Genomic DNA, 21,341 nt, shown 5'->3' on the forward strand with positions numbered 1-21,341 from the left:
TTAGTAGACAATTGGCGGGTATTTTCTTTATTAAATATGACAATTACGTTACAGCAGTGTGACAGTTTTATGTCGCTAGATATCGCCACCAGTCACGCACAACTTAAGACACTACTATGATTATCGAAAGCGACTATTTACGTATAAAATTATGATGATACGATTGCACTTTTATGACGGTTCTTACACATACTGCAATGCTTAAACCGTTGGCTTAGGAATAGCCTTATTAACATAGACATCAAAACGATTTTTTTTCATTTTGATACTTGTTGATGGTTTTTTCTTAGCGAGAAAATCCGCATAACTGGGTCGTTTAACAACAACGCGATAATGCGCTATCTGCAAGGCAGGCGCTAACAAAGCATCACTATCTAAATCTTCTCCAACTAAGGATTGGAAAACACGCATTTCTTTTTTAACGGCAGCAGACTTTTCTTTGTGAGGATACATGGGATCTAAATAGACCACATCAATATCTTCCTCATCAGTCATATTCTCGATAGAAGACCCGAACATTAATGTCATACGATCTGTAATATCTTTAACTTCATTACTTAGAGAGGCTCGCAATAAGCCATCTTGCAACAATGCTGCAACGATCGGGTTTCTTTCAATCATCTTCACGTTACATCCTAACGTGGCGAGTACAAAAGCATCTCGACCTAAACCCGCGGTCGCATCGAGTACACAAGGTGTAAATCCATGTTTTAACCCAACAGCTTTAGCAATATCCTGACCACGACCACCACCAAATTTACGGCGATGGGCGGTGGCACCAGAAACAAAATCAACAGCAATCGCGCCGAGTTTAGGCTCATCAAGTTTAATGAGTTCTAAACGCTGTATGTTCACCTGAAGTATAAACTCAAGCTCTGGAAAGTTAACCGCAGCAGCTATGTCACCGATATAATCGAAGCCCCACTGATTTGCAATTGTTTTCGCCTTTTCGGCATCTACCGGATCAGCATAAGCAACGGCGACTCTATTCATTGATTTGATACTCACGAGATTAAGTTATTATCACCCGTTGAAAATGCAATTAAGCGACTTAATTGTGACAACGATAGGCCAGACTCTTGCTGCCAATGATTAAAACTCTGTTGAATGGTATTCAGGCTCGATTTCGTATGAAGACCACCCGAAATTAAATCATGGGCGCGAAAATAAGCCTCGACATCTCGGCTGAGCAAGAAGGTATCTTTACCTAACATCCTTAATGCATAGGGGCCAGTATTACCACCAAGTCGTTGCCCATGTTTTTTTAAATACGCCCATAGTCCAATGATATCTGTTGAAGGCCAATGGCTAATAAACTCAGCAAAGGTATGACCATTTTGCTGCTCCTCGAACATCATCTGCGCATTGGCTTTAATTGTTTTAACCTTGTTAAAGTTACGAATGATTTTCGGATCACTTGCTTTTTGTTCGAGCATTTCCTCTGGCATCATCAGTATTTTCTCGATATTAAAGTCAAAAAATACTGATTCAAAATCTGGCCATTTTTTCTCAACAACCCGCCAAACAAAGCCTGACTGAAATATTTTCTTTGTCATCTCCGATAAAATACGATCATCAGTCAGGTGCGCGATCTCTTGCGCTTGTGGCGCAATCAGTAACTTTAAAGCCGTTTCACCGCCCTTTCGTTCAGCAGCGCGTTGATAAATTTTTTCGACGTTTTCCAGTCTCATACTCTTACCCTTTAGGCAGCAATACCACTATGGCGCAGTAACGCATCAATTTTCGGTTCTCGACCTCTAAAGGCTTTAAAAAGCTCACTTGGTTCTTGTGAACCCCCTTTTTCTAGTATGCAGTTAAGAAAGTCCTTACCTACTGCTGAATTAAAAACGCCTTCTTCTTCAAAACGTGAAAATGCATCTGCTGAGAGTACTTCAGCCCATTTGTAACTGTAGTAGCCCGCAGCATAACCGCCACCAAATATATGACCAAAACTATGCTGAAAGCGGTTAAATTCAGCCGTAGATACAACAGCATATTTATCCCTAACCTGATCCAGTGTTTGCTGGATATACGCCTTTTGGTTAACATTTGGTTGATAGTTAGCGTGCATAAGAAAATCAAATAGACTAAATTCTAATTGACGTAACATTTGCATCGCTGATTGATAGTTTTTAGCCGCCAACATTTTATCAAGCATATCTTGTGGTAGTGGCTCATTTGTTTCAAAGTGTCCCGAAATAAACGCAAGCGCTTCTGGCTGCCAACACCAGTTTTCTAAAAATTGACTGGGTAACTCAACTGCATCCCACGGCACACCATCGATACCAGATACACCACTAGCATTAATTTGCGTAAGCATATGATGAATACCGTGACCAAATTCATGGAATAATGTTACAACTTCATCATGCGTAAAAAGTGCCGGTTTATCACCTACAGGGCCATTGAAATTACACGTTAAATAGGCAACTGGGTATTGAATTTTGCCAGAAGATAATTGTCTACGGCCAACACAATCATCCATCCATGCGCCACCACGTTTTTTAGCTCTTGCATATAAGTCGAGATAAAAGCTACCTCTATATTGCTGGTTGGCATCATGTATATCATAAAACTTCACATCTTCATGCCATGTATCAACACCCGATTTTTCTGTAATTTTGATACCGAACAATCGGTTAACAACCTCGAATAATCCCGCCACAACTTTGTGTTCTGGAAAATACGGACGAAGCTCCTCATCAGAAATAGCATAGCGGCTTTGTTTTAATTTTTCGCTGTAATAAGGTAAATCCCAAGGTTCAATCGTAGTAACATCATACTTGTCACGAGCAAACGCTTTTACTTGTTCAAGATCTTCTTTACCTTGAGCTTTAGACTTTTCAGCAAGGTTCTCCAAAAAACCTAATACCTCATCGATTGAATTGGCCATTTTAGTCGCCAACGATTTCTCAGCAAAGTTATCAAACCCAAGTAATTGTGCGAGTTCATGACGCAAAGTTAAAATTTCATTCATGATTTCGCTGTTGTCATACTCTCCAGCATTAGGCCCTTGATCAGAAGCTCTCGTTACATAGCCACGATATAATTTTTCTCGTAACTTTCGATTGTCACAATAAAGCATTACCGGTAAATAACTGGGGATATCTAACGTAAACAACCACCCACGCTTATCTTCGGCTTGAGCATGAGCTGCTGCGGCATCTTTTGCAGAATCTGGCAAGCCAGCTAACTCTGCTTCATCAGTTATATTGACTGTATAAGCATGAGTTGCATCTAATAAATTGTTACTAAACGTAGATCCTAACTCTGATAAGCGCGTTACGATGTTGCCGTATTGTTCTTTTTGTTCAGGAGGCAATGCAATCCCCGACAATGTAAAATCTCGCAGTGCGTTATCAATCACCTTTTTCTGCGCAGTATTCAATGTTTGGTATTCATCACTGGTGGCAAGTGATTGATAAGCTTCGAACAACCCTTGATGCTGGCCTACAAACGTACCGTACTCAGAAAGTAATGGTAAACATGACTCGTACGCATCTCTCAATGCTTCACTGTTGACCACTGAATTCATATGAGAAACGGGGGACCATAACTTACCAAGTGCATCATCAACATCATTTATGGGTTCGACTAAATTATCCCATGTATAAGTGGTATTTTCTTTTAACACTTTTTCAATCGTCGATTTACATGCCGCAATTGCTTGTTCAACAGCAGGCTTTACATGTTCCGGACGAATTTTTGAAAACTGGGGTAATAATGTATCTTCTAGTAATGGATTACTCATAGTAACGTTAGCTCATTGATGGTGCTTTTATGATAGTAGATGTAAAGGCGAATCTACATTAATTCAAGGCGTAAAAATAACTTTGCTTGAAAGCATGAATGTTTATCCGCATATTTAAGGTCTTATCAGCAAATTGCTCAGGAACAACAACATATGACTCAACATTTTGATTTTTTAGCTATTGGTGCGGGTAGTGGGGGCATCGCTTCGGCAAATCGCGCCGCTAAACTTGGTAAAAGAGCAGCTGTTATTGAAGCTAAACAAGTTGGTGGAACCTGTGTAAATGTCGGATGTGTTCCAAAAAAGGCCATGTGGTACGCTGGGCAAATTGCTGATGCTATTCACTATAGCCATGATTATGGCTTCAATTTAACGTCAGGTAATTTTGATTGGTCACGCTTAGTTGCTAATCGAGAAGCCTACATTAAGCGTATACACGCTGCCTATGGACGAGGCTTTGATGCTAATGGTGTCACTGTTATCGATGGTTTCGCCAAATTTCTTAATAAAAATACCGTTGAAGTCAATGGTGAAAAAATTACAGCAGATCACATCGTGATTGCAACGGGCGGGCGCCCTAGTATTCCAAATATCCCTGGCGCTGAACATGGCATAGACTCAGATGGCTTTTTTGCATTAACTGAACAACCAAAATCTGTCGCCGTCATTGGCGCTGGTTATATCGCCGTAGAATTAGCAGGCGTATTACATGCACTAGGCAGTGAGTCGCATCTTTTAGTGAGAAAAGAGAAGCCACTTCGAGGGTTTGACGACATGTTGTCGGATACGCTTGTCGAACAAATGGCTAAACACGGGCCAACATTACACAACCACAGTACTCCAACGTCTATTGAGAAAAACGCTAATGGAACATTAACTATCCATTTAGAGAACGGTAAAAAGGTTGGTCCGGTAAATACAGTTATTTGGGCTATCGGACGTGAACCGGCTACAGATAATATCAATATTAGCGCGACAGGTATCGAACTCGATAGCCATGGATTTATTCCAACAGACAAATATCAAAATACCCGTATTGACGGTATTTATGCCGTTGGAGACAATACCGGAAGAGTACAACTAACCCCTGTGGCTGTAGCAGCGGGTCGTCGTTTATGTGAGCGACTGTTTAATAACAAACCTAATGAACATTTAGACTACAGCAATGTTGCAACAGTAGTGTTTAGCCACCCCGTGATCGGCACTGTTGGTTTAACAGAACAAGAAGCAATAGATGAATATGGTGCAGAACAAGTAACTGTGTATCGCTCGCAATTTACAGCCCTGTATCAAGCAATGACCGAAAATCATCGAGACCCAACAAAAATGAAGTTAGTATGCGTTGGTAAAGAAGAAAAAATCGTCGGCATTCATTCAATAGGCTTTGGCAGTGACGAATTGCTTCAGGGTTTTGCTGTAGCAATGAAGATGGGGGCAACTAAAGCAGACTTTGATAATACCGTTGCTATTCATCCAACGTCAGCGGAAGAATTTGTTACACTTACCTAGAGCTTGTTGAACTTTCATGTTTACTTTTGCCGCAATTTGTTTGGTATTTATACAAGTCAGCGCTTACGCCGTGTAGTTGTTCTACTCCAGTAAAGCGTTAACACAGTAGAATTGCCAAACAGATGCAGCCCGAAGGGTTTAACTAAACGCCTCCTGCTCATTGTTACTTGAACTAACCATAGAATGACTATGCAATAATCCAAGTGCCGCTATCAGAAGGCGTTTAATTTGAACAAAACTCAAACAGCTGAGATCAACACGCTCTAGCATCGTATTAATGGAGTAAAAGAATGTTTGATAGAAAAATAGTACGTAGTTCATCTTTATTGTTTAAGACATTAGCGCTGGTAAGTACAGTTATTACTTGTACCTTGGCACAAGCAAACAATAAGCATGAAGAAGACATAAAGTTATATACCTTTAACTGCGGGACAATAAAAGTCTCAGATATGGATGTATTTTCAACCACGGGTGATTATGCCAAACAACAAGCGACCTTTACCGATAGTTGTTATTTAATTCGCCACCCAAAAGGCGATTTAATGTGGGATACAGGCCTACCAACATCACTGATTGGTAAAGAGCCGATGGTGAACGGTGTGTTCACTTTATCACTGAATACGTCTTTGATAGACCAGCTTGCTAAAATCAAGCTAACACCAAAAGATATTGAGTATCTTTCTTTATCACATAGTCATTTTGATCACGTTGGCCAAGCAGCTACATTTAATGATGCTACGTGGCTAACAAGTCAAGCAGAGTTAACACATATAGCCAATACTGAAAACCTTAAAGCACTGCACGCTGATCTTAGTAAAATGAAACGTAAAACTTTCTCACAAGATTATGATGTCTTTGGCGACGGCAGTGTAATAATTTTGACGTTACCAGGCCACACACCAGGTCACACGGCGTTAAAAGTTAAACTCGCGAACACGGGTACAGTTTTACTCTCTGGTGACTTATACCACCAAACTAAAAGCCGAAAACTTAAACGCGTTCCGCGCTTTAATGTGGATGAAACACAAACACGTGAATCGTTTAAGAAGTTTGAAAATATTGTTGAAACAGAACACGCGAAAGTCATTGTTCAGCATGACGCAAAAGACGTAAGTAAGCTTCCTAAAATTCCTCAATATCTCGATTAATCTGCTTCAGTTAAACATGAGTAAAACGTGTACTTTAGTAACGCACGTTTTACTTTCATGTTTAAGGCTTTAAAATCGTTTAGATATTATTCTGTTAACGAATATAAAGCATACCAAGTTCGAAATTCTCTTGCGCAATCATTAAAAAGTCATACTATAAATACATCGTGGTATAAAAGTCGGCAGTTTGGCACAAAATAATGACCGAAATTCGTTCTTTCTTAATCAGTAACAATAACGGTGATGAAGTGTGTATTACCAATTATGGTGCTCGTATCATTCAGTGGTATACTGAAGTTGCCGGTGAAGAGCGTAATATCGTACTAGGTTACTCCTCTTTAGCCGATTATTTAGAAGACCCTTTTTATCATGGCGCTATTGTTGGACCTTTCGCCAACAGGATTAAAGACGCTCAAGTAACGATAGAAGGCCAACTCTACCCATTAGACGCAAATGAAGGTTATAACCATCTCCATGGCGGTACTCACGGCCTAAGTCAGCAATTTTGGCAATTGGAACAACAATCTGAGCAATCAGTTACTTTATCTTGTGCAATTGCGAATGGACATGACGGCTATCCAGGTGCAATTACATTTAGTGTAACCTATTCCCTTACTGACGAAGGCGAATTGACCATAGCCCTTTCTGCTATTGCGGAACAACCTACCGTTGTAGGGCTGACATCACACCCATACTTTAATTTAGCGGGCATAGAAAATGACGCAGATCGACACTTATTACATGTTAATGCTGAGTACTTTACCGAAGTCGACGAAAAACTTATTCCTACAGGTGCAATTTTACCGGTAAAAGATACACATTTTGACTTTCAAAAACCAAGAACTCTCACACATGTCTCACGAGATGTAATCGATCAAAATTTTGTTATTCATCCAGGAGATAAGCACCACGCAACGTTAATTAGCCCAGATAAAAAACTACAGTTACATGTTTCAAGTGATATGCCCGGGTTACAAGTTTATACCGCTGATCACTTATTCGGACGTTTTATCCCACGGCAAGGCATATGTTTAGAGCCACAATTTTTCCCAAATAGCCCTAATGTTAGCGACTTTCCTTTTTCGTTAACAACGCCCGAGCACCCCTATTCAGCCAATATCAGCTATCGACTCGTAAAACCCCACGATAAACCTTCTGATTAATCGACTTTTGCCAAAAAGACAAATATGAATACTTTAATGGCGAATTAATGAATAGCTTTTATAGTTAACTTATATTGCAATAAATTGCGGCGTTAGCATTACGTATTAAGGAATGTTTGTTGGCTATTGAAAAAGACATTTTGATAAGTGAATCAATGCAACAAAAGCGCATTATTCAAGTAACATGGCTTACTCAGGCTGCCTTAGTAACAGCGTTTTATCATCCAGTATTAACTGGCCAAACAACCAACATCATTATAATGTTGTTGGTGTTCGCATTAATGTTTTTATGTCGACATTTCGCCAAACAAGAAAAGCTTAGCCTTGCCGCCAACACCATCTCGATTACGTTAACCTTCATGATTTTAATTTTTTGCGCGTTAAATCAAGGAGTAAGAGACGAAGCATTGCTCATTTTCCCTGCAATTATCACCTTTGCAGTGCTTACTGGAACAGAGCGACTGATCTTTGCACTTTATACCATTATTACCAGCAGTATTATGTTAATGGCGCTAACCAATGAAACCGGTATTTACGTTCATCTAGTATCAGGCTCAGGTCTCACTTCTGCTATCTTAGTGGTTATCATTTTGACTGTTGTAACATATAGTATTCGAATATTAGGCGTTGATATTACTCGCGCCAATCGCCAATTAAGAAAGCAACAAAAGTCGCTTGAAGAGCAGCTAAAAGAACGTACAGATGAACTTCAGCAAAGTTTAATTTTACTTAAACGTACACAAGAAGAACTCCTGGCTTCGGAAGAAATAGTGTCATTAGGGAAAGTTGCAGCAAACGTAGCGCACGAAATAAATACGCCCATAGCAGTAGCAATTACAGCTACTTCGGCCGTTAAGGAAAACACAGAGAAATTTAAGAACAAAGTATCAAGTACCAGTACTACACGTACAGCTATGAATAACTTTTTATCGTCAACTCAACATAGTGCAGAGATGATAGCAGATAACCTTGATAGAGCAGCAAATATAATAACAGAATTTAAACAGGCGTCGAACATACAAAATAATGAACAAAAAGAGTCATTTAACCTTTACTTACTCTTATTGCAAACACTAAAACAATTAAATACGAACAATTCTCACATGGTAACGCTTGAAATTTCAGGCGATGAAAATATTTATATCAATCAAGCTCCCGAAGCAATTAAGCGCATCATCACTAATCTTTATCATAACTCGATTAGCCATGGCTTTTATAAACAGGAAAGTGGCACCATTAATATCTATTTATACCAAAAAGACGATAAGGTGATCATTGACTATCGAGATAATGGCTTGGGTATTCCAGACAAAGATAAAGCCAGAATATTTGAACCATTTTTCACAACGAAACGAGAACAAGGAGGAACGGGATTAGGCATGCATATTTTGTATAACCTAATCACTCGCACCCTAAACGGTAAAGTAACCGTTAGTGATAATCACCCTCGCGGTGTCTGCTTCACACTTGTTGTACCTATTAGCTAACGATTATTTTTACTCGTTACTTTTCTGGGAGGAAAGACAAAATACAACTGTTTACTACAGGTAATAATGATAACGCTGTCAAAAGATGTTAGTAGAGCAAAATATCTAAAACAAGCGCAAAAGCACACAAACACTTGCTTATGTTTTTTAGTTATTTGTAGCTTTCATAAATCTTTAAAAATAATTTAATAATACACTGGTAATGAGTAAAATTTCTGGTAATCTGTTTCTCCCCTGATGAGGATATTAGATGGTTTTTTGTCCAACAAGTACCTTTGCTGATTTTCTTTATCCACATCAGATAATAATTAAAATAAATGTATAAAAGGATTTTGTTCTCACCTTTTTTATTTTAAAAACAAGCAGTTAACTTATTGCCTTACCATGATAATGTCTATTTATCGTGGGAATTACTAATGTTTTCAACAAAGTTATCCACAAGCGAAGCTACTAATTTTTAAGAAATTTCTAATAGCGCTAGTGTGCGTGCATTGAATATGTCATGCTTAACAAAATTTTTTTCTATATTGCTTCGAAAACGATGAATACTACTCATTTATCTCCACTAATTTTAGTCGACGGCTCTTCTTATCTCTTTCGCGCTTACCATGTTCCTTATTTGCAAGCGCTCTCTACCGCTGATGGACAACCTACAGGCGCAATAACAGGTGTGCTTAATATGATTAAGAGCCTTAAAAAAGATTACCCAAACGGTAATATTGTTGTTGTCTTTGACGCTAAAGGTAAAACGTTCCGTAACGATTTATACCCTGAATATAAAGCAAATCGTCCACCGATGCCTGATGACTTGCGCACGCAAATCGCACCGTTACATGAAATTATCGAAGCAATGGGGCTACCGTTACTTGTGATTGATGGCGTAGAAGCCGATGATGTTATAGGCACCTTATCAGCTCAAGCAACTAAAAAAGGTATCGAAACTGTGATTTCCACAGGCGATAAGGACATGGCTCAGTTAGTGAACCAACATGTTCGATTAATTAATACCATGACTAATGTTGAAATGGATGTTGATGGCGTCATCGAGAAATTCGGCATCAAGCCAGACCAAATAATCGACTACTTAGCCTTGATGGGCGATAAAGTCGACAACATACCTGGCGTTGAAAAGTGTGGCCCTAAAACTGCGGTTAAGTGGCTTTTAGAACATAATACCCTTGATAACGTGATAGCAAATGCCGACAAAGTTAAAGGTAAAATTGGCGAGAACCTGCGAAAAGCACTTGATCAATTACCCCTATCTTATGAATTAGCCACGATCAAACTCGATGTCGAACTTTCACAATCGCTAGAAGAATTAGTGCCTAGTTCACCAGATATTGAAAAACTCACGACATTGTATAAGCGGTTTGAATTACGACGCTTACTTGCGGAACTTGATAAAAATCAAGATGAAGAATCTGGAATTGAAACGGATACTAATGCAGTTCAAGAAAAAGTTGACGTTAACTATGACATCATTCTAACGCAAGCTGCCTTTAACGAGTGGTTAGAAAAATTAAAATCTGCGGATTATTTTTCTTTCGATACAGAAACAACAAGTATTGACTACATGAAGGCGGAATTGGTTGGCTTATCATTTGCTGTAGAACCCGGTGTAGCGGCATATGTGCCACTAGCACATGATTATGAAGAGGCACCTGCTCAGCTAAATAGAGAGTGGGTGTTAACACAATTAGCACCGCTGTTAGCAGACAAGAAATATATAAAAGTAGGTCAAAACTTAAAATATGATGCCAACGTGCTCTCGCACTACGATATTGAGATTGCTGGAACCATTTACGACACAATGATCGAATCTTATTGCCTGAATAGTGTTGCTACACGTCATAATATGGATGCCTTAGCTGAAAAGTATCTTGACTATAAAACAGTGCATTTTGAGGACATTGCCGGCAAGGGTGCTAAGCAATTGACATTCAACCAAATTGATTTGGAAAAAGCAGGACATTATGCTGCAGAAGATGCAGACATCACTTTGAGACTGCATCAAGCAATATTCCCGCAACTCGAAGCATTAAAAGGCCAGCTCGCTGTTTTTACGGATATTGAAATGCCACTGATGCCAGTGCTAGCAAGAATGGAGCAAACAGGCGTATTGATTGACAGTGACTTACTTGCTGAGCAAAGCCAAGCAATTGGAGCAAGATTACAAGAACTAGAAGTTGAAGCGCATAACATCGCTGGTCAAAGTTTTAATTTGGGTTCACCAAAACAGCTACAACAAATTTTATTTGAAGAACTCAAGATCCCAGTTATTAAGAAGACACCAAAAGGTGCACCGTCAACCGCAGAAGAAGTTTTACAAGAACTGGCGTTAGATTATCCGTTACCAAAAGTAATTCTAGAAAACCGTGGATTAAGTAAGCTCAAATCAACTTATACTGACAAATTACCGCTAATGGTGTCGCCAAAAACAGGTCGAGTACACACTTCATATAATCAAACTGTTGCTGCGACAGGCAGGTTATCATCCACTGATCCGAATTTGCAGAATATTCCTATTCGAAGTGAAGAGGGAAGAAAAATTCGACACGCGTTTATCGCACCAGAAGATCACAAGATTGTTGCAATTGACTACTCACAAATTGAGCTTCGTATAATGGCACATTTATCTAAAGATCCTGGACTATTGGCCGCTTTTTCAGAAGGAAGAGATATCCACCAAGCAACAGCCGCTGAAATTTTCTCGGTCGACTTAGATGAAGTAACGAGCGATCAACGTCGCAGTGCCAAAGCAATTAACTTTGGGTTAATTTATGGTATGTCGGCCTTTGGGCTATCTAAACAACTCGGCATTGCGCGCAACAAAGCACAAGCGTATATGGACAAGTACTTTGAGCGTTACCCTGGCGTGTTAAGCTATATGGAAGACACACGCAGGCTCGCCGCAGAGCAAGGTTATGTTGAAACATTATTTGGACGCCGATTATATCTGCCAGAGATAAAATCAAAAAATGCGATGCGCCGTAAAGGTGCAGAGCGTGCCGCGATAAATGCTCCAATGCAGGGTACGGCGGCAGATATTATTAAAAAAGCCATGCTAGCCGTTGATGCATGGCTGGAAGCAAACCAAGACCCTAGAATAAAAATGACGATGCAAGTGCATGACGAATTGATCTTCGAAATTCATCAAGATATTGTCGAGTCAGCTACGCAAAGTTTAGTAACCATAATGAACGACGCTGTTGAGTTAAGTGTGCCGTTAATTGCGGAAGCTGGTGTAGGAGACAATTGGGAACAAGCACATTAGCTATTTTGTACTTTAGTTTCACTTTTAGAAAAAAGTCGCATTTATTGCGACTTTTTTCTTGCTAGGAATCACTTAATTACGACAATTAAAGGAATAAAACAACACAAATGTAATAAATTTACAATTATGTCTTTACAACAACTGAGCTTTTACTCTATAATACAGTTCGTTCCTTAGCGAACGCTTGTTGTAATAATTTGTATATTCTAGCTTTCCTCATAGCTAATCGCCCGATGATAATGTCATCGGGCTTTTTTTATCTCTACTACCTAAATTTCAAAACTCTCTCAGTTGAAACATTATTGATGTAAATGAAATTAATCATCTACGGGATCAACAATTGGCTCTATAGGCTTAGGTTTACTGCGACCAGATTTACGTAATGCATCACGCAGCACATACTCTATCTGTGCGTTTAAACTACGTAATTCATCGTCAGCCCATTGTTGCATAGCGGATAAAATTTCTTCATTAATGCGTAATGGATATGCTTTTTTTGCCACGTTTACCTCTTTTTGAAACGCAGAGCTATAAGCTCTGCGCATTAATTAGTACAAGCTACCTGTATTTACGACAGGTTGAGCTGCCTCGTCACTACATAACACCACGAGTAAATTACTGACCATTGCCGCTTTTCGTTCACTGTCTAATTCAACAATTTCACGCTCTGACAACTGTGTTAGCGCCATTTCAACCATTCCAACAGCGCCTTCTACTACTTTTTGACGTGCAGAAATAATCGCCATAGCTTGTTGACGGCGTAACATAGCATTTGCAATTTCTGGTGCATAAGCAAGATGACTTATACGTGCTTCAATAACTTTAACACCCGCTTTTTCCAATCTATCTTGTACTTCACATTTAAGTGCTTCAGAAATTTGAATAGGATCACTTCGTAACGAAATTTCCTCATTTTCATGGTTGTCATAGGCATAACTTGTAGCTAAGTTACGTAATGCAGACTCGCTTTGAATAGAAACAAAGTCTTCATAGTCATCGACTTGAAAAACAGCCTCAGCGGTATCAACAACTTCCCAGACAATTACCGCAGCTATTTCAATGGGATTACCGCTATTGTCATTAACTTTTAGCTTACCACTTTCAAAGTTTCTAACCCGCATTGAAACACGCGCTTTACTATAAAATGGATTAGCCCAACGCAGCCCAGGCATATGTACTGTACCTACGTATTTACCAAATAACTGTAATACCGCAGCTTGCTTTGGGTGCACCATAAAAAAACCAAACCAACAAATAAATACGACAATAGTATATATAGCGCTGACGACTATTTGCCAACCTGCATGGCTTTGAATGCCATTAATAAGCGCAGCAATACCAGCTAATTGCAGCACGAGCAAGACCACTATAAACATGATGCCATTAGGCGCTTTTATTTCTTTTTCTGTAAACATGTTCATCTCCAACAATGAATAAAGTGATATCACTATGATATCAACATGAAACAATGTCAAGTATTTTACTCTCAATACACGTTGTTAAATCGATTAATAACAGATTATTTGCGGTAAAGGATGCACGCACCTTATTAATTTCTGCTATGCTCTTTTCGTTAAAATAATGTTAATAGAGGGTGTTATGCAGAGAATTATAACCACATTCGTGGCTGCTTCTTTAACACTGAGTGCGTTCAACACTCAAGCGTTCAATCAAGCAGAATCAAAAACTGTCTCCGAGTTAAATCAAATTGAAATGAAATATCCAAAAACAAAAAAAGGCCAAGTGTCTGATATTTACTTTGGTGAGCAAGTTGCTGATCCTTACCGCTGGTTAGAAGATGATCGCAGTGAAGAAACTGCTGATTGGGTTGGTCAACAAAATAAAGTGACCTTTGACTATTTAGCGCAAATTCCTTACCGCGAACAGCTAAAAAAGCGTTTGGAAGAAATGTGGAATTACGAAAAAGTAAGCGCTCCTTTTAAACGTGGCAAATACCAATATTTCTATCGTAACGATGGCTTACAAAATCAAAGTGTTGTTTACCGTCAAGATGAAGCGGGTAATATTGAAGAGTTTTTAGACCCAAATAAGTTTAGTAAAGATGGCACTACGTCATTGGCTTCATTGAGCTTTTCTAAAGACGGTTCAATCGCAGCCTACTCAATTTCAGAAGGTGGTAGCGATTGGCGAAAAATCATTGTAATCGATGTAGAAACTAAAAAAGAACTAGAAACCCCTCTAGTTGACGTTAAATTTTCTGGAATTTCATGGTATGGCAATGAAGGGTTTTATTACTCTAGCTACGATAAGCCCAAGGGTAGTGAATTATCGGCAAAGACTGATCAACACAAACTTTATTATCATAAATTAGGGACTGCACAGAAAAATGACACGCTAATTTTCGGCGGTACTGCGGCTGAAAAACATCGCTATGTCGGTGGCTATGTAACCGAAGATGATCGCTATCTTGTCATCAGCGGCTCGGTATCTACATCAGGTAATCGTTTATTTATTAAAGATCTAGCGGAAAAAGATAGCAAATTAATAACCGTATTAGATCATACTGATTCTGATACCTATGTTATTGATAACGTAGGAAGCAAGCTATACCTAGTGACAAACTTGGATGCACCAAACAAAAAAATCGTTACTGTCGATGCCGCTAATCCTTCCGTTGATAACTGGAAAACACTTATTCCAGAAACGGAGCATGTGTTAACAGCTACTACAGGTGGTGGTTATTTCTTTACAGAATATATGGTTGATGCAATTTCAAAAGTATCACAATACGATTATCAAGGTAATAAAGTAAGAGATGTGACCTTACCTGGCGTTGGCAGCTCTAGTGGCTTTAGCGGTAAAAAAGAAGAAAAACGTCTTTATTACTCATTTACCAACTACAAAACGCCTAGCACCACTTATGCCTTTGATGTAGAGCAGGGTAAAACAACTGTTTATCGTAAATCTGGTGCGAAGTTCGACAGCGATTTATATGAATCAAAGCAGGTTTTCTATACCTCTAAAGATGGTACGAAAGTTCCGATGATTATTACCTATAAAAAAGGTATTCAACTTGACGGTAAAAACCCAACCATATTATATGGCTATGGTGGGTTCAATGTTAGCTTAACACCTAGTTTTAGCGTAACTCGTGCAGTATGGCTGGAACAAGGTGGTATCTATGCGGTTGCTAATTTACGTGGTGGTGGTGAATACGGCAAAGCATGGCACAAAGCGGGAACGAAAATGCAAAAACAAAATGTTTTTGACGACTTTATTGCTGCCGCTGAATACTTAATTAAAGAAAAATATACCTCCAGTGACTTTTTAGCAATCAACGGTGGTTCAAATGGTGGCTTATTAGTGGGGGCGGTGATGACGCAACGTCCTGACTTAATGAAAGTTGCTTTACCCGCAGTTGGTGTACTAGACATGCTGCGTTATCATACCTTTACCGCAGGTGCAGGTTGGGCATATGACTATGGTACAGCCGAGCAAAGCAAAGAGATGTTTGAGTATTTAAAAGCTTATTCACCAGTACATAATGTTAAAAAAGGGATTAAATACCCCGCAACTATGGTAACTACGGGTGATCATGATGATCGCGTAGTACCAGCGCATTCCTTCAAATTTGCAGCTGAGTTACAAGCTAAGCAATCAGGTAAAGCACCAACGTTAATTCGTATTGAAACGAATGCCGGCCACGGTGCGGGTACGCCAGTATCAAAAACTATTGAACAGTATGCAGATATTTTCGGTTTCACTTTATTTAATATGGGCTTTGAGTCCTTACCAAATCAATAAGTGATTGATCGCGGAACACCAAAAAGCGCTAGCTAACACTAGCGCTTTTTTTTACTTACAGTTTTGTAACTTGGTAGCCTGATTGCTCAAGTAACTGCAACACATTGTTTTCGCCAACTAAATGTCCAACACCGACAAGTACAAACTCCTTATCAGTATCAGTAAACATTTGCTCAATTAAAGGAACCCAATTTTGATTACGATCAGTAAACATTTGTTTGAATGTTTTAGGATCTTCGTCTTTTACTTGGTTAACCACTAGGTTCGCAAGTTCTTGTGATTTACCTTCTCTCCATGCAGGTAATAGCTGGTTAAACATTTCCTTAAATTCGCCCATTTGCGCGATTGTCGAACTAATCAAGGCTTCTTCACTGCCTTGTCCCATATTGGCTATCAGCCCTATTTGAAAATCACTCGATTCTAAGTATTCTTTGCCTTTGTTGTCTTTACTCGCCATTTTATTGAAATAGGCATCAACACCTTCACCCGCTAATTGTGAACGTTTAGCCTCAAGCATTGCCATCATCATCACGATAAAGCCAGGCTTAAAACCATTCATTTCATTTACATTAATGCCAAACGCAGCCAAATGTGTTTCCAATGCTTTGAACGTATCATTACTTAGTTTATCGCTTAGCTTCTGATTATTTGTATAAGAGACTTGTTGCATAAGCTTAGCCTGAAAACTCGCATCTGTTGGATCAGGCAACGGTGTTTCCAAAACTATCGCATCTGTCGCTTCATAAGCCGTTATAAATTCTTTTGGTAAAGGGAATTCAGAGGGCGGTAAAATGTGCACAGTACCACCAATGTATACGTGATCTTCGCCTTTTGTTACTTTCCATACTGACGTATCAGCAAAACAAGTATTTGTATTCAAAATTACTGTTGTCGCTAGCAGTGCTGTTGCTTTCAATGTCTTTTTTAACATGTTCATATTTATCTATCCTTACTTTAAAATTACTGCATTCTTATAAAAATTGCGTTTTTTTATTTGTTACTTACTTTTATTGGTTTAACTTCAAATTGCTTCGTTTGATGCTGAAAATAATGTTGATTTTTCTTCATTGACGTTTTCAATTCATTAGCGGCAATTTGTTTTATTTCATCCATTACGGTATTAGTTTCTGCTGAAGCAGCGCCACAAAGTAGTGCTAATAATGCGATAATAGGTCCAATAATGTAGTGCTTTTGATTATTAAGTTGTTTCATAAAATTACTCCTTGATGCATTTAATCGTCAGTGATTATTCGCTGATGGAAATAAGATTACGGTAGATTTTTTATCATGTCCCTTATCAAAGTCATATCAATTTACCCATTAGATTCAATAAAGTTAAATAATTGATAATTAATGTTTTTTTACATAAAAAATTAAAACCTTATCAAAACCTTATCACGATATTTTTACCTTTTTTGTCTATAAATCGTGATCTAAATTCAATCATTTAATAATTGTAAAAAACATGTTAACTTTCACATCCTTTTTTACTAGTAAAAGTCTACACAATGAACTTTCAAATAGGGCCTTGGTTATTCGTTCCTTATAAATGCATGCTATGTTCAAATACAACAGGCGACATTGAACTAGAGCCTATTTTATTTAAGTTGCTTACGTACTTTGTTAATAACCAAGAAAAGATAATCTCTCGGCAAGAGCTTATTGAGCATGTTTGGCAACAATCATTTGTAGACGACAATGCCATTAATCGCGCAATGTCGGAGCTAAGAAAAAAGCTATCACATCCTGATAATTCGGCACCGTTAATAAAAACACATTACCGCAAAGGTTATAGCATAACGGTAGACGTAATCGCCATACCTATCATAGAAACAACAGTAACCAATAAACAAGGCAACAGTACGTTAAACAGCGGCGAATATGATGCTTCGGAGATTAAAGATAAAAGTCGCGCCAAAGGTATACAGTCACGTGTAATACTCATGGTGTTATGCTCGCTGTTGTTTATTGTTGGTGGTTACCATGTCTTTACTTATATTCAAGGTTCAGCGTCGAATCAGCACCAAGTAAAAAAACATAATAAGCCAGAAAGCACTGTAAAGGTGAAGGAAAATAGCAATTCATCGTTGCATACTATCCAAGGCGTTACATGGAATTCAGGGCAAGAATTTAGACCAATCGTTTCTTCTGACAATCTATTATTTGCCTACAACAACAGAGCCGAACCAAACATAACTAGCTTTGTAAAACGTAAAAGTGACTTGAAAGAAGTGCAGTTAATTTATAAGGACTTAGATGTAACCTCATTATCTTGGCAGCAAGGTACACATAACCTCTTAGCCGAGGTCACCAATTATCAAGATGAATGTTTTATCGGATTATTCGATCTGAGTAGTTTTACAGACAATCCTCCTGTCACCAAGCTAAAAAGCTGTGATAAAGAAATGTATGGTGGCGCTCATCTCGCTTCAAACGGCAATAAGTTGTATTTAATTGAACTTGATCAAGTAAAGCAAGGGGGCCAAGTCGTCGTTTTTGATCTTAAAGCGAAAAAGTCAACGTTGCTTATTCCTTCAGGTGACACGCAATTTGGTATCACTCGCCTTAAATTATCCCCTGACAATACAAAATTGCTTTACATGCGTCATGAACGTGATCAACCGTTCACCGTTCATATGATGGATTTAATAACCAGAGAAAATAAAACACTTCATCAATCATCTATGGCAGGCGCGCCGTTAGATTTTGCATGGTTTCCTGATAGCCAACATTTGGCAATACAAATTATCGAGTCACTCACTATTTTTAATTTAGACGGCAAAAGTGTTGCATCGTATCCTATTAATGTAGCTGACTGGATAATAGGGCTCGCCATTGAAGATACCTCGAATGTATTAATCGCCTTGGCACCTAACCCAAACTTAGAAGTCGTCCAATTGTCCGAACTATTTAGTCAACATACGTCAGCTAAAATAACATCTCTAGTTAAATCTGATTCAATGAATTACTACTTAACAAAGGGGCACAATAACGCAAAAGCCAGTTACTTTGTTTCTAATCGAACTGAAAATTTGCAAATCTGGCGTAAGCAAGGGCAGCAAGTTGAACAGGTAACGTTTTTTCCAAAACAAGAGATCAAAAAAATAGGTTCATTAATCTTATCTCCCGATGAGAAGAGCTTATTATATTTAAGGGGGAATGAGCTCGAAATTCTTGACTTAACGACCAAAACAACAAAAAAAATTGATATGGCAACCCAAGGCGCAATCGGTAGTTATCAGTGGCATCAAGATCAGCAAAAAATTTATTACGATATGGCACATGAAGGCATTCGACAGATTTGGTCTACAGATCTAACAACTAATGTACAAACGCAACTAACAACCACGGGCGGTAGAATGTTGATTAAAAATCAGCAACATCAGCTGTATTACATTAATGATGATATTCTTCATCAATTAAATAGCCAAACGAAACATCAGATAACAATCCCTATTGCCCATTGTTGGTGTTCAGTTTCAATTACGGATAATGCATTGTATAGCTTAGATAGCAGTAACAGCTTGTATAAAATGTCACTTGCTACAGGAGACGTTGAGCACATCACTATTCCGATTAGAACTTCAGGCATAAAAATGGTAAATGATCACACCGCCATTGCGGCAAAATATAATAATGCGCCTTCTCAAATAAAACGTGTTTCGTGGCAGTCGCCACTCATAACCCATCATTGATCGGCGAAGATAAAACACAATCAAAGCCTCCTTCCATGTAAGCGATTTCATCGGTATGATAGAAGTATAACGCCGTATTAATATGCTAGGGGGTTAAAGGGTGCAGTTGTCGATTAAAAACATAAGCGTTTTAAGCGTATTCTTACTATGCAATCTACTGTTCACTGTTCATGCGGATGACAAAAGTTTCGATCCCTTTGCAAATATTCGAACCGAGCCGTTAGCAGTAGCCCTATTTGATATTGCTAAAAGTGCACGCCGAGATGTTAACGATGCAACACAACGCTATAGCGCACTCAATATCAAAAATATTGCAAACTTAAGTGTAGAATTTAAAGTCGCTAATATTCTGACGCAAATTGCCATTGCGCATGCAAATAATGACTATGCTAAAGCGAATACATTAATCAACTCACTAGCCACTTTTGCTAATAAATACGAAGCAAAATGGATTTCAAGCACATACTTAGAACGTTTAGCATTAAATAAAATGCGTCAAGGTAAGTATCTCCAATCAACAAAGTTTGCAACGCAAGCGATAACTTTAGCTAAGCAACTGGATTATCAGCTTATCGAAGCAAATGCTAGAATGTCGCGTGGTGTTTCTTTCAGTAAATTATCGCAAAGCGGTAAAGCGTTAAAAGATTACATTAAAGCACACGCCTATTTTCAAAAAATAGGCGATGTAGATAAACTCGTCACAATTTATACCAACCAAGTAACGCTGTATTTGGATCGCTTTGAATATGCACAAGCACTTACCATGTCAGATAACGCAATATCTACGATAGCAATGATGCCTTCACCACCGGTAGGTCTAGTGGCGGCAAACTATATTAACAGAGCGATTGCACTTGCTTACTTAGGCAAAAAAGATGAAGAACTTGAAGCTTACCTAACAGCACAAGATTACGCACTCAAGGCTAACGACTTAGAAATTCAAGCCTCCATTTACGCTAACATTTCAGATTACTTCCTACGGTATAAAAACTATAATTTAGCAATCGAACGTGCAAAACGCTGTGTCGAAATCGCTTCTCAAATAAACCAGGTCAATTTAGTTGCAATATGCTCACTTAATCACGGGTTAGCAAGCATTCACAATGGCAATATCGAACAAGGTTTTATCTTACTTGCAAACGCACATACACTCGCCAATAAAGAAGGCATGAAAAGCACTATGCTTGATGTTTACACAGCATATGCAGACGCTTATAAAATGACGGGTCAACATCAAAAAGCCAATGAATGGTTAGAAAGACGTCACGAAGCATTATTAACAAAAGCACGCCTCGATAGAGAGCAAGACTTTAACGCACACGAAGAAATTTTTGGCGCTTTGATTGAAGAAAGGGAATCTATGCATCAATCGCTTAAGTCAAGTATGACAACTAAGTTTCTCAATCAACAAAATATCATGGAAAAACTCTGGCTTGGTTTAATCTTATCGGTGCTTTTGTTAGTCATCGCGATTTTTATTATTTTTAGATTAAAGAAGCGCATTAACAAAACTCGCCAATAGACGTATAAAATACCGTATTCACCGTAA

General features: G+C 38.6%; 15 protein-coding genes. 8 read left to right on the forward strand and 7 right to left on the reverse strand.

All coding sequences use genetic code 11. The annotated features are described in order from the left end of the window. Positions 1-201 precede the first annotated feature (201 nt). The 3 genes from QUE09_RS16945 to prlC are packed head-to-tail and all read right to left on the reverse strand — an operon-like array spanning position 202 to position 3,751. A complete protein-coding gene (locus QUE09_RS16945) occupies positions 202-993 on the reverse strand; it encodes a class I SAM-dependent methyltransferase (protein WP_286234056.1) in 792 nt (263 codons plus the stop codon). Positions 994-1,004: 11 nt separating this feature from the next. After that, positions 1,005-1,691 carry a DNA-3-methyladenine glycosylase I gene (locus QUE09_RS16950; protein ID WP_286234057.1) on the reverse strand — a complete coding sequence of 229 codons (687 nt, stop codon included), beginning with the start codon at positions 1,689-1,691 and terminating at the stop codon, positions 1,005-1,007. An 11-nt stretch (positions 1,692-1,702) separates the two neighbouring features. Further along, on the reverse strand, positions 1,703-3,751 hold the full coding sequence (gene prlC, locus QUE09_RS16955; protein ID WP_286234058.1) for an oligopeptidase A: 2,049 nt from the start codon (positions 3,749-3,751) through the stop codon (positions 1,703-1,705). A 153-nt stretch (positions 3,752-3,904) separates the two neighbouring features. On the opposite strand from prlC, the gene gorA reads away from it, so the two are divergent. The 5 genes from gorA (at position 3,905) to polA (ending at position 12,332) form a co-directional block, all read left to right on the forward strand. Continuing rightward, positions 3,905-5,260 (forward strand): glutathione-disulfide reductase, encoded by a 1,356-nt coding sequence (gene gorA, locus QUE09_RS16960; protein WP_286234059.1) that lies wholly within the window; start codon positions 3,905-3,907, stop codon positions 5,258-5,260. 290 nt (positions 5,261-5,550) lie between these two features. Further along, the gene (locus tag QUE09_RS16965; RefSeq protein WP_286234060.1) at positions 5,551-6,408 is read left to right on the forward strand and encodes an N-acyl homoserine lactonase family protein; all 858 of its coding nucleotides are present in this window, start codon (positions 5,551-5,553) and stop codon (positions 6,406-6,408) included. A 200-nt stretch (positions 6,409-6,608) separates the two neighbouring features. After that, a complete protein-coding gene (locus tag QUE09_RS16970; protein WP_286234061.1) occupies positions 6,609-7,571 on the forward strand; it encodes an aldose epimerase family protein in 963 nt (320 codons plus the stop codon). 119 nt (positions 7,572-7,690) lie between these two features. Beyond that, positions 7,691-9,058: a sensor histidine kinase gene (locus QUE09_RS16975; RefSeq protein ID WP_286234062.1), complete on the forward strand. Its 1,368-nt coding sequence runs from the start codon at positions 7,691-7,693 to the stop codon at positions 9,056-9,058. A 541-nt stretch (positions 9,059-9,599) separates the two neighbouring features. Continuing rightward, on the forward strand, positions 9,600-12,332 hold the full coding sequence (polA, locus tag QUE09_RS16980) for a DNA polymerase I (RefSeq protein WP_434017576.1): 2,733 nt from the start codon (positions 9,600-9,602) through the stop codon (positions 12,330-12,332). Positions 12,333-12,649: 317 nt separating this feature from the next. On the opposite strand, the gene QUE09_RS16985 is transcribed toward polA, so the two are convergent. Together QUE09_RS16985 and QUE09_RS16990 are read right to left on the reverse strand one after the other, a co-directional pair. Beyond that, on the reverse strand, positions 12,650-12,835 hold the full coding sequence (locus QUE09_RS16985) for a type II toxin-antitoxin system antitoxin (protein WP_350226382.1): 186 nt from the start codon (positions 12,833-12,835) through the stop codon (positions 12,650-12,652). Positions 12,836-12,880: 45 nt separating this feature from the next. Next, positions 12,881-13,747 carry an SPFH domain-containing protein gene (locus QUE09_RS16990; protein WP_286234065.1) on the reverse strand — a complete coding sequence of 289 codons (867 nt, stop codon included), beginning with the start codon at positions 13,745-13,747 and terminating at the stop codon, positions 12,881-12,883. A gap of 298 nt (positions 13,748-14,045) precedes the next feature. On the opposite strand from QUE09_RS16990, the gene QUE09_RS16995 reads away from it, so the two are divergent. Further along, positions 14,046-16,097, forward strand: a complete 2,052-nt coding sequence (locus QUE09_RS16995) for a prolyl oligopeptidase family serine peptidase (protein ID WP_286235960.1) — start codon at positions 14,046-14,048, stop codon at positions 16,095-16,097. 55 nt (positions 16,098-16,152) lie between these two features. Here the strand turns inward: QUE09_RS16995 and QUE09_RS17000 are convergent, their stop codons facing one another. Further along, complete coding sequence (locus QUE09_RS17000) at positions 16,153-17,034, reverse strand: TraB/GumN family protein (protein ID WP_286234066.1); 882 nt, start codon at positions 17,032-17,034, stop codon at positions 16,153-16,155. A 53-nt stretch (positions 17,035-17,087) separates the two neighbouring features. After that, complete coding sequence (locus QUE09_RS17005) at positions 17,088-17,309, reverse strand: hypothetical protein (protein ID WP_286234067.1); 222 nt, start codon at positions 17,307-17,309, stop codon at positions 17,088-17,090. 296 nt (positions 17,310-17,605) lie between these two features. On the opposite strand from QUE09_RS17005, the gene QUE09_RS17010 reads away from it, so the two are divergent. Both QUE09_RS17010 and QUE09_RS17015 read left to right on the forward strand, forming a co-directional pair. After that, on the forward strand, positions 17,606-19,792 hold the full coding sequence (locus QUE09_RS17010; protein WP_286234068.1) for a winged helix-turn-helix domain-containing protein: 2,187 nt from the start codon (positions 17,606-17,608) through the stop codon (positions 19,790-19,792). A gap of 106 nt (positions 19,793-19,898) precedes the next feature. After that, positions 19,899-21,314: a hypothetical protein gene (locus QUE09_RS17015; protein ID WP_286234069.1), complete on the forward strand. Its 1,416-nt coding sequence runs from the start codon at positions 19,899-19,901 to the stop codon at positions 21,312-21,314. Positions 21,315-21,341: the final 27 nt, after the last annotated feature.

This window comes from Thalassotalea sediminis, assembly GCF_030295915.1.
Taxonomy (GTDB): domain Bacteria; phylum Pseudomonadota; class Gammaproteobacteria; order Enterobacterales; family Alteromonadaceae; genus Thalassotalea_C; species Thalassotalea_C sediminis.